Origin of the sequence: Bradyrhizobium sp. UFLA01-814, assembly GCF_046718885.1 — a bacterium.
GTDB classification, from domain to species: Bacteria; Pseudomonadota; Alphaproteobacteria; order Rhizobiales; family Xanthobacteraceae; genus Bradyrhizobium; species Bradyrhizobium elkanii.
This window is the reverse complement of the sequence record NZ_JAQOSR010000236.1, coordinates 1-10,330: the sequence shown is the minus strand read 5'-3', so window position 1 is coordinate 10,330 and position 10,330 is coordinate 1. Positions and strand designations below refer to the sequence as shown.

Sequence of the window (10,330 nt, the reverse complement as noted above, 5' to 3'; positions counted from 1 at the left end):
ATCCTAAGTCTCGTGGGCTCGGAGATGTGTATAAGAGACAGGGGTGGGGGTCAGCCACAGGCGAGAGCGGGTGGTGTGGAGACAGATCCCCACCCGGCTTGCTTGCGCAAGCCGACCTCCCCTTTGGAAGGGGAGGTGAACAGATGAGCTTTGTCACAGGCGTCGGCCTCACGTCCTACGGCAAGCATGAGGGCTTGTCCTCGCTCGACCTGATGAGCAAGGCGGCCGAGCTTGCGATCTCGGATGCCGGGCTGAAGCGCTCCGACATTGACGGCATCCTGTGCGGCTACTCCACAGTCTCGCCGCACATCATGCTGGCCACTGTATTCGCCGAGCACTTCGGCATTCGCCCGTCTTACGCGCACGCCGTGCAGGTCGGCGGCGCCACCGGGCTTGCGATGACCATGCTGGCGCATCACCTTGTCGACGCCGGCGTCGCAAAGCACGTGCTGGTGGTCGGCGGCGAGAACCGGCTGACCGGGCAGAGCCGCGACGCCTCGATCCAGGCGCTGGCCCAGGTCGGGCATCCCGACTACGAGGTGACGCTGGGGCCGACGATCCCGGCCTATTACGGCCTGGTCGCGACGCGCTACATGCATGAATACGGCCTCACGCAGGAAGACCTCGCCGAGTTCGCGGTGCTGATGCGCAAGCACGCGCTGACGCATCCCGGCGCGCAATTCCACGAGCCGATCACGGTTGCCGACGTGATGGCCTCCAAGCCCGTGGCGATGCCGCTCAAATTGCTCGACTGCTGCCCGGTGTCGGACGGCGGCGCGGCCTGCGTGATCAGCCGCGAGCCGACCGGCGAGCGGCGGGTCCGCGTCCGCGGCTGTGCGCAGGCGCATACCCATCAGCATATCACCGCCGCGCCCGCGCTCACCGAGCTCGGCGCCGAGATTTCGATCGCGAAGGCGAAAGACGTGTCGGGCATCGCGATCTCGGACGTGCGCTACGCCGCGGTCTATGACAGCTTCACGATCACGCTCGCGATGCTGCTGGAGGATCTCGGCCTTGCCGGACGCGGCGAGGCGGCGGCGCGGGTGCGCGCCGGCTATTTCAATCAGGATGGCGAAATGCCGCTCAACACCCATGGCGGCCTGCTCAGCTACGGCCATTGCGGCGTCGGCGGTGCGATGGCGCATCTGGTCGAAACCCATCTGCAGATGACCGGCCGCGCCGAAAATCGTCAGGTGCGCGACGCCTCGGTCGCGCTGCTGCACGGCGACGGCGGGGTGCTGTCGTCGCATGTCAGCATGTTCCTGGAGCGCGTGCGATGAGCGGACCGATCGCGGACTGGACCAAGGGCGCGGAAGCCATCGTCTACCAGACCTGCAACGCCTGCGGCGCGCGGCAATATTTCCGCCGCAGCTTTTGCGCGGCCTGCGGTTCGCCCGATCTTGCCGAGCATCGCGCGAGCGGGGCAGGGACGGTGTATGCGACCTCGCTGGTCTGCCGCGCCGCGACGCCGGAGACGCGGGCGCATGTGCCGTACAACATCGTGCTTGTCGATGCCGACGAGGGCTTTCGCATGATGGCCCATGGCGACAACGACCTCGCCATCGGCGACAAGGTCGCGGCGCGCTTCACGCAATTCGCGGGACGGCTGGTTCCTTATTTCGCAAAGGCGAAATGAGGGGCTGAACGATCCAGTCAGAACGCAAGACCAAGCTGAACTGGTTCGCTCTTGCCCCTCATAGTTCGCGGATAACCTGTTTGGGCATGATCTTTCGGAAAACCGGTACACACTTTTCCGGATCATGCCTCAGTGCCAATAAAAGATGAAGCTGGCGATGACGAGCATCGCCGTCACCGCCAGCATTTGCGCAAGCGCTTCCGAGGCCGCCCTCTTGGTGGCTTCCTTCATGCGTTTCCCCTAGACTTGGGCGTGACTCATCGTTGCGCGAATTGCGCGCAAGACGGCCAGATTTTTTACTCGGAACACCCCGCGTCGAGCATTCGCTTTTGACGAGTCCCCACTCAGCGAATATCGACTGTGACAAGGTTGTCTGGGAATGCGGCGGCAATTTGACTCGCGCGTGTTGCTCCTGCGACAGCAGCCCGTACAGAGCGTTTTCGAGCGAAGTGGATACCGGTTCGCGTGGAGAAAACGCGTCAAAACAAGGATCTAGAGCCCCGTTCCGATTTCATCGGAACGGAAAAGGCTCTAGTGTTTCGGAACCCGACAGAAACGACAGCAAGATCAAGGTTAGGAAATGGCCCGTATCGACTACTCCGATCCCGCGAAGGCAAGCCCGCGTACCCGCGAGATCCTCGACAAGAACCGCAACGCCAACATCTTTCGCATGATGGCGCATTCGCCAAGCTACTTTGAACAGTACTGCCGGCTCGGCGGCGCGATCCGCCACAAGGGCGAGCTCGATCCCGTCGTCCGCGAGCTTGCGATCACGCGCACCGGCATTCTCTGCGAGGCGCCCTACGAGATCGTCGCGCACAAGCGCATCGGCAAGAACGTCGGCGTCACCGACGAGCAGAACGCCGCGCTCGAGGACTGGCAGTCCGCGACCTGCTTCAACGAGGTGCAGCGCGCGGCGCTCGCCTTCACCGACGAGATCGTCAAGCTGAAGAAGCCGACCGACGCGGCCTTCAAGACGATCGCGGCGAAGCTGACGCCGGCCGCGCTGATCGAGCTGCAGCTCTCGGTCGGATTCTACATCATGACGTCGAAATTTCTCGAGACGTTCGAGATCGACATGCAGCCGGTGACGGAAGTGGTGAGCTAGGCGCGAGCACTCGAGCCTGTCTCCACTTGCATTGTTGCCAGCTTTGCTGGACTAGGGCTTACCATACGTCATGGCCGGGCTTGACCCGGCCATGCACGTCTTTCGTCAATGGGAGACCAAGACGTGGATGCCCGGGTCAAGCCCGGGCATGACGGGTTGCGAGAGCGAGACGAGCTTACAACCTCCGACGACAAGACCTATCCCGACGTCAGCAGATCGACCTTGGCATTCGCGAGGATCAGCCGTTCGGCGAGGATTTGCGCGAGGTTGCGCATGATCCGCTCGCCGGCGCGCGGATGCTGCTCGCGGAAGCGCTCGAAATCCTCGATCGTCACTTCGTAGGTGGTCGCCGACATGTCGGCGACCACGTCCGCGATCCGCTTCGGCTCCAACAACGCCATCTCGCCGAACGCCATGCCGGCGGTCAGCGTCGCGAGCCGGATGCCGTCGGGCAGGGTGACGTGGACCACGCCACTGCGCAGGAAGTACAGTGAGGTCGCCTGGCTGCCCGCGGCGATGATCTTCTCATTGGGCTGGTAGGTCCTGATCGTGCAGAGCGGGGTGAGGTCGGCGATCTCCTGTTCGCTCAATCCGGCGAGCAGCGGCTGCTCGGAAAGATCTGTCGTCTCGAGGAAGTCGATCGAGCCGCCATAGCGGTAGACGATCTGGTCCTCGGCCCACTCGATCGCGGTGTCGAGCAGGTAGAAATCCCTGATATTGCCGAGCCGCCTGGTCCATTCGCTGATCGTGGCCCATTCGCGCGAGGTCCGCTTGATGCCGGAGAGGATCACGGTGACGCCGAGCTCGGCCAATTCCTGGAAGGCCTCGGCCACCAGCCTCGCGCCCGCACGGGTCGTCGCGGTGACGCGGCGCAAATCGAAAATCACGAATTCCGGCCGCGGGCTGCCGGCGAGGCGGCGCGAGACATAGTCGACATTGGAGAGCGACAGGGTGCCGACCAGCTCGATCACGCGCACCTCCTGGAAGTGCCTTGCCAGGATCTCCTGCTCCTGCGGCCGGCGCACCCGCCGCGACGGGTTCTTGCCGATATTGTAGTCGGCGATGATGCTGTGGCGCGCGTCGTCGCTGCGGTTCAGCATATGCAGGTCGTAATGCGCCGACAGCGTCTCGCACACCTTGATGCCGCGCACGCTGTTGCCGTGCTTGTCGAGTTTTGGCGAATAGCTGCCGAGCCCGAGCCGCGCCGGCAGCGCCGCCAGAATGCCGCCGCCGACGCCGCTCTTGGCGGGGATGCCGACGCGGTAGATCCATTCGCCGGCGTAGTCGTACATGCCCGACGAGGTCATCACCGACAGCGTGCGCGCGATGGCGTAGGGCGTCACCACCTGCTCCTCGGTCAGCGGGTTGATGCCGCGATTGGCGAGCGTCGCCGCCATCACGGCGGTGTCGCGCGCGGTGACCAGGATGGAGCATTGCCGGAAATAGACGTCGAGCACCGCAGGCACGTTCTCGGTGATCACGCTGTTGGTGCGCAGGAGATAACCGATCGCCCGGTTGCGGTCGCCGGTGGCGCTCTCGGAGGCGTAGACCGCCTCGTCGACATCGAGCTCACGGCCGGCGAAGCGGCCGAGCGCATGGCGGATATAGTCGAACGCGCCGTCGCCCTTGTCGGCGTGGAGCAGGCCGGAGCAGGCGATCGCGCCGGCATTGACCATCGCATTGAAGGGATGGTTGTCGGCATTGAGCCGGATCGAATTGAAGGGGTCGCCGGACGGCTCGACGCCGATTACGCTTTCCACCCGTTCGGCACCCAGCGTGTCCAGCGCCAGCGCGAACACGAACGGCTTCGACATCGACTGGATGGTGAACGGCACCCTGGTGTCGCCGACCTCGTAGACGTGGCCGTCGAGCGTCGCCAGGCTGATGCCAAAATGCGCAGGGTCGGCCTTGCCGAGCTCGGGGATGTAGTCGGCAACCGCGCCGGCCGCCTCCGGCAGGAAGTCTGCGTAACACGTGTGCAGAAACCGCAGCAGCGGCGGCTTCGAGCTGGACCAGGCCGTGGTGGTGGCGGTGACGGGAGGAGGCGATCGTTTCATCGCCTCCTGTTGTGCAACGCAATCAGGGCGCGCGCAACTGGTTCGGAACCAGCGCCTGGCGGCGGACCAGCAGCAAGGCGATCAGCACCGTCGGGGCGAGGATCGCGAGCCCGAGCAGCGACACCTGCAGCTGCGACAGCGGGTTGATGCCGCCGCCGGGCGTCGCGAGCACGAAGCCGCCGATCACCAGCAGCACCCGGAGCGGCCATTCCAGGGCACCGGCGCCGCGGAGGTCGCCGACGAAGGCCTGGTAGCCCTGGATGCCGCCGCAAATGAACAGGGTGCCGCACGCCGCGAGCGCCATCAGGCCGAGGCCGGCGAGATAGGGGCTCGGCCCCTGCATCACCAGCGCCGGGTTCAGCACGAAGAAGAACGGGATGAAATAGATGATGCTGCCGACCCACATCGATTCCCACCCGGTCTTCATCGCGGGCGAGCCGGCAATGCCGGCGGCGGCGAAGGAGGCGATCGCGACCGGCGGCGTGATCGACGACAGCATGCCCCAATAGAAGATGAACATGTGCACCGCCATCCGGTTGAGCCCGAGCTTCTCCAGCGCGGGCGCGACCAGGATGGCGAGGAAGATGTAGCAGGCGGTGGTGGTCAGCCCGAGGCCGAGGATCAGGCTGGTGAAGGCGCACATCGCGAGCAGCAGGAACGCGTTGTCGCCGGCAAGCGTCAACAGATCGTTGGCAAGGCTCGAGACCACGCCGGTCATCGAGAACGCCCCGATCAGGAGACCGCAACCGGCGAGGATGCCGACCAGTTCGACGAAGGTGCGGCCGTTGACCTCGAGGAATTTTCCGATCGTCGCGAGCGTCCAGCGGGTCTCCTTGGAGAAGATCTGGTTGAGCACCAGCAGCAGCGCGGTGGCGTAGAACGGCGCGTGGCTTTCGCGCTTGAAATACAGCAGCATCACGATCAATAGCGCGATCACGAAGACGTAGTACCAGCCGTTCTTGATCGTATCCATCACCCGCGGCAGCTCGGCCCGCGGAATTCCCTTCAGCCCGTGGCGCGCGGCGTAGGAATCCACCTGCATGAACAGGCCGACATAGTAGAGCGCCGCAGGGATGATCGCGGCCACCGCGACCTCCGCGTAGCTGATATTGAGGAACTGCGCGATTACGAACGCCGTGGCGCCCATGACCGGCGGCGCCAGCACGGCGCCGGTGGAGGCGCAGGCCTCGATCGCGCCGGCATAGGAGGCGCGGAAGCCGCTCTTCTTCATGACCGGGATCGTCATGGTGCCGGCGGTCAGCACGTTGGAGACGATCGAGCCCGACATCATGCCGAGCAGGCCGGACGCGAAGATGCAGACCTTGGCGGCGCCGCCGCGGAACGTGCCGCACAGCGCGAAGGCGAGGTTGATGAAGAATTTTCCGGCGCCGGTCATCATCAGCGCGGTGCCGAACACCAGAAAGCCGATCACGGTGTCGGCGAAGGCCTGGATCGGAATGCCGAGCAGGCTCTCGCCCGACAGCACGTGATAGGCCGTGGTCTGGTCGAGCGTCAGCTGCGAGCCGCGGAACGGCCCGAGCCAGCTGGCCTCGGCGAACAGCGGATAGACGGTGAAGGGGAGCACGCTGAGCAAGAGGCTCCAGCCGCCGGTCCGGCGCAGCGCCTCCATCAGCATCACCCACATCACGAGGCCGGCGATGATGACGTTCCGCGGGGCGCCGTCGGACTCCCAGCCATATTGCGCCGCCTTGCGCACGTTCAGCATCAGCCAGATCGAGGCGGCGAAGGTCGCGACGGCAAGCGCGAGATCATACCAGGGAATGCGGTTCAGCGGCGCGCGCTCCGATCCGGGGAAGATCAGGAACGTGAAGGGCAGCATCAGCGCGATCAAGAGATAGAAATATTCGGTGTTGAGCTGGGTATAGTCGATGAAGAAGCGCAGCGAGAATTGCTGGTTGATGCAGAGCAGGATGGTTGCGGCGGTTGCGACCACCAGCGCCCAGCGCCACGCGCCGTGCAGGGTGCGCACGCGCGTGACCTCGGCCTCCTGCAGATTGTCGAGACCGGCATGCGGATCTTCAAACTCGATTCTTTTCGCAGGCGCAGCCGCGGCGTTCTCGGGCATTACGCATCCCCCAAATGTTGTCCGTTTTTGCCCATAGCCTAGAGCATGATCCGCAAAAGTCCGAAGCAGTTTTCCGGGAACATCATGCTCAAACGAGCTGAAGCGCGATGACGACTAACCCGATCTCATCGCGCGTTGGCGGGTCTCACTCGAAGCCGTTGGGCATATTGGCTTTCGCAAGTGCGGCCGCGCGTGCCTTCATCCAGCCATCGAGGAAGGCCTTGTCGTCCGACGGCGGGTTCGACTTGCCGTAATCCGTCCAGGCGGCGGCCAGCACCTCCTGGCGCTTGTAAAGCGCGTTGTTGTGCGTCTCCTGATCGTCGCTCCAGTGGCCGGCTTCCTTGAGCGCCTTCACCGCGCCGGGATGCACGGGAACGACCCAGTTCTTGGTCTGCCGGTCGGCGCCGAGCCCGGCGGCGCCGGGCGCCGAATCCTTGTAGGCGTCGTAGTTGACGATCATCGCCTTGGTGATCGCATAGATCTGATCGGCCGGCTGCGCGGCATAGGCGACGAAGATCGGATAGGGGTAATTGCCGAGCTGGATCGGCTTGTCCGGCGAGATGCCGGCGCCGCATGTCGCGGTTTGCGGGAAGAAGAACGAGCCGACCTTTTTCACCCGTGCCCAGCCCTCCTTGTCGTCGGCGGGCAGCGGCGGCCACATCAGGCCGCGCGGCGAGGTCTCGGCTTCCTTGGCGGGGCCGGTGATCGTGGTGCCGAACGCGGCATCGGTGTCATTGTTGATCAGGCCTTTCCACATCGCGCCGTAGCTTGCGAACTCGACGATCTTGACGTCCTTCTGGGTGAGGCCGCCGAACGCCAGCATCGCGAGCGAGTTCTGGTTCAGCGCCGGCGAGCCGACCACGAAGCCGACGCGCTTGCCGCGAAGGTCCTTCATTTCCTTGACGCCGGCATCGGCTGCCACGCCGAGCGCGCCGCAATTGCAGTCGACCGACGACAGCATGAGCTGCAGCGGCTGCGGGCCCCACTCCTTGGCGCCGAACTCGAACACGCCTTCCTGCGCGAAATAGGTACCCGATCCCATCGCCGAGGAGACCGCGCGCTTGGCGCGCAGCGGCGCGAGCCGCGCGACGTCGTTGCCGGCCGGCAGCACGCGGACGTCGGTGCCGTATTTGTCCTTCATCATCTTGCCGACGCCGACCGCGATGTTGAAGCCGGCGGTGCCGGTGTCGTAGGCGGTCACCGCCATGGTCGGCGGCAGCTTGATGTCCTCGGCCGAGGCAGGCAGGGCAGCGAAGATCGAAATGCCGGCAAGAGCGGCAGGCGCGAGCGCCATCAGCCGATGGATCATAATTCCTCCCTTTGTTTCGCTGTGCGAAACTTTTCCGGGCGGGATGATTGCATCGTGATCCGGCGATGGCAACGCTACCTCCGGCGCAAGCCGGCGATTTCGGCCGCGGCATCACCGGACAGATTGTCGCGGCCGGACGGCAAGGACGGGATCTCAGGTCTCGACGATCGCGACCGCCTGGCCTTCGGCAATGACATCGTCGATCTTGACCAAAATCGACTTGATTTTGCCTGCTGCCGTCGACGTGACCGGTATTTCCATCTTCATCGCTTCGACGAACGCAATCTCGTCGCCATTGCCGATGCTGCTGCCGGTCTCGACAGGAAGCGCGCAAACGCGCCCGGCAACTTCGGTCACAACCTTGATCTCTGGCATTCCACTCTCCGATACCGTCTTGCGGAAATTTCATCCGGCGAACGGCTTTTTGTTGTGGCGGCAGATTGCCTGAGGTAGCTTCTTCTGCAAGTGGAATTTTATTCCGCAGGACGGAATGGAGCCAAACAGATGGGAAGGCGCTCGGAACGGCTTAGCAGGCAGGGAATGCTCGCCAGCGAGACAGGCGATGGCGATGTCATCCAGGTGGTGTCGCGCGCCTTTGACGTGTTGCGGTGCTTCGAGGGACACGAAGCCCGGCTCGGCAATCTCGAGATCTCGAACCGCTGCGGCCTGCCGCGTTCGACGGTGTCGCGACTGACACACACGCTGACGCGGATGGGACAGCTGGTCTATCTGCCGCGCGACCAGAAATATCGCATCGGCCCGAGCGCGGTCGCGATGAGCACCACGATGATGAAGGGGCTGCAGCTGCGCAATCTGATCCGGCTGCGCCTGCAGGATGTCGCCGATCAGTTGCCCGGCACGGTGGGCTTCGTCATCCCCGATCGCTTTCACCTAGTCTATCTGGAGTTCGCCCGCGCGGCCAACGCGCTCGGCCTGCATGAGGCCACCGGCAGCCGCATCTCGATGGCGACCACCGCGGCCGGCCACGCCTATACGGCCGCACTCGATCCCGCGATCGGCGACGCGCTGATCGCGGAGATGGAAGGCGAGCTGCCCGAAAGCGCCAAGATGCTGACGCCGCGCATCGAGGCCAACCGCCGGCATTTGCAGGAGCACGGCTACGTCGTCGCCTGCGGCCTGTGGAGCCCGCACATCAACGGCGTCGCGGTGCCGCTGTGGTCGCCGCAGTATCAGACCTATGTGGTCACCACGATCGGCCTGCTCTCGGCGATGTATGATGAGGCGCGGCTGCATCGCGAGGTCGCGCCGCAAATGGTCGAACTCGCCGCCGCGCTCGGCAGCCTGCTCGAAGGCGCCGACGGCGACATCTTCAGCAATCGGATCGAGCGCAAGACGCTTCCGGTGACCGCCCATAACAACAACAAAATCCTCAAGACGGGAGCAGTGAATGAACTGGAAGCCGGAACTCGACGACCTCGCCCGCCGCGAAGCGTTCGCGCGGGAGATGGGAGGCGTTGACAAGGTCAAGCGGCAACGCGACCAGGGCCGGCTCACGGTTCGTGAGCGTATCGACAAGCTCGTCGACCAGAACAGCTTCCACGAGGTCGGTGCCATCTCCGGCATCGCCGAATATGACGAGAGCAACGAACTCAAGCATCTGACGCCGGCGAACTGCGTGTTCGGCCGCGCCAGGGTCGACGGCCGCACCGTGGTCGTGGTCGGCGACGACTTCACCGTGCGCGGCGGCTCGGCGGATGCATCGATTTCCGCCAAGCCGTTGATGGCGGAGGAGATGGCGCACGACTTCCGCCTGCCGATCGTTCGCGTGATCGAGGGCTCCGGCGGCGGCGGCTCGGTGAAGACGATCGAGACCAGGGGCGCGGCCAATCTTCCCGGCGGCGTCGGCGGCACGCGCTGGTACTGGTACACGACCGCCAATTTGGCACGCGTGCCGGTGGTCGGCCTCGGGCTCGGCTCGGTCGCGGGCCTTGGTGCCGCGCGGCTTGCCGCCACGCATTACTCTGTCATGACCAAGAGCTCCGCGATGTTCGTCGCCGGCCCGCCGGTGGTGAAGCGCCTGGGGCAGGATCTGACCAAGCAGGAGCTCGGCGGCGCCGACATCCAGACTCGCGCCGGCGCGATCGATCAGGCCGTCGAGACCGAAGAGGAGGCG

Annotated in this window: 9 protein-coding genes; 5 read left to right on the top strand and 4 right to left on the bottom strand. The window is 64.7% G+C overall.

Annotated features, from left to right (window positions below; all coding sequences use genetic code 11):
* The first annotated feature begins 143 nt into the window (after positions 1–143).
* From PMN64_RS39490 to PMN64_RS39480, 3 genes are all read left to right on the top strand, one after another.
* Entirely contained in the window at positions 144–1,280 is a 1,137-nt protein-coding gene (locus PMN64_RS39490) for a thiolase family protein (RefSeq protein WP_028344638.1), read from the top strand.
* The gene (locus PMN64_RS39485) at positions 1,277–1,636 is read left to right on the top strand and encodes a Zn-ribbon domain-containing OB-fold protein (protein WP_028344639.1); all 360 of its coding nucleotides are present in this window, start codon (positions 1,277–1,279) and stop codon (positions 1,634–1,636) included. Before PMN64_RS39490 ends, PMN64_RS39485 begins: the two co-directional genes overlap by 4 nt.
* 580 nt (positions 1,637–2,216) lie before the next feature.
* Positions 2,217–2,744 (top strand): carboxymuconolactone decarboxylase family protein, encoded by a 528-nt coding sequence (locus tag PMN64_RS39480; protein ID WP_028344640.1) that lies wholly within the window; start codon positions 2,217–2,219, stop codon positions 2,742–2,744.
* Between the two features lie 197 nt (positions 2,745–2,941).
* On the opposite strand, the gene glsA is transcribed toward PMN64_RS39480, so the two are convergent.
* The 4 genes from glsA to PMN64_RS39460 form a co-directional block, all read right to left on the bottom strand.
* Positions 2,942–4,801: a glutaminase A gene (glsA, locus tag PMN64_RS39475; protein ID WP_028344641.1), complete on the bottom strand. Its 1,860-nt coding sequence runs from the start codon at positions 4,799–4,801 to the stop codon at positions 2,942–2,944.
* Between the two features lie 22 nt (positions 4,802–4,823).
* On the bottom strand, positions 4,824–6,887 hold the full coding sequence (locus PMN64_RS39470) for a TRAP transporter permease (RefSeq protein ID WP_411784664.1): 2,064 nt from the start codon (positions 6,885–6,887) through the stop codon (positions 4,824–4,826).
* A 145-nt stretch (positions 6,888–7,032) separates the two neighbouring features.
* Positions 7,033–8,196, bottom strand: a complete 1,164-nt coding sequence (locus PMN64_RS39465) for a TAXI family TRAP transporter solute-binding subunit (protein WP_028344643.1) — start codon at positions 8,194–8,196, stop codon at positions 7,033–7,035.
* 153 nt (positions 8,197–8,349) lie between these two features.
* Positions 8,350–8,571, bottom strand: coding sequence for an acetyl-CoA carboxylase biotin carboxyl carrier protein subunit (locus tag PMN64_RS39460; RefSeq protein ID WP_016847177.1), 222 nt, complete (start codon positions 8,569–8,571; stop codon positions 8,350–8,352).
* A gap of 129 nt (positions 8,572–8,700) precedes the next feature.
* On the opposite strand from PMN64_RS39460, the gene PMN64_RS39455 reads away from it, so the two are divergent.
* Positions 8,701–9,675 (top strand): IclR family transcriptional regulator, encoded by a 975-nt coding sequence (locus PMN64_RS39455; RefSeq protein ID WP_028344644.1) that lies wholly within the window; start codon positions 8,701–8,703, stop codon positions 9,673–9,675.
* A partial coding sequence (locus PMN64_RS39450) for a carboxyl transferase domain-containing protein (protein ID WP_411784663.1) occupies positions 9,605–10,330 on the top strand: 726 nt, incomplete at its 3' end. The genes PMN64_RS39455 and PMN64_RS39450, both read left to right, overlap by 71 nt.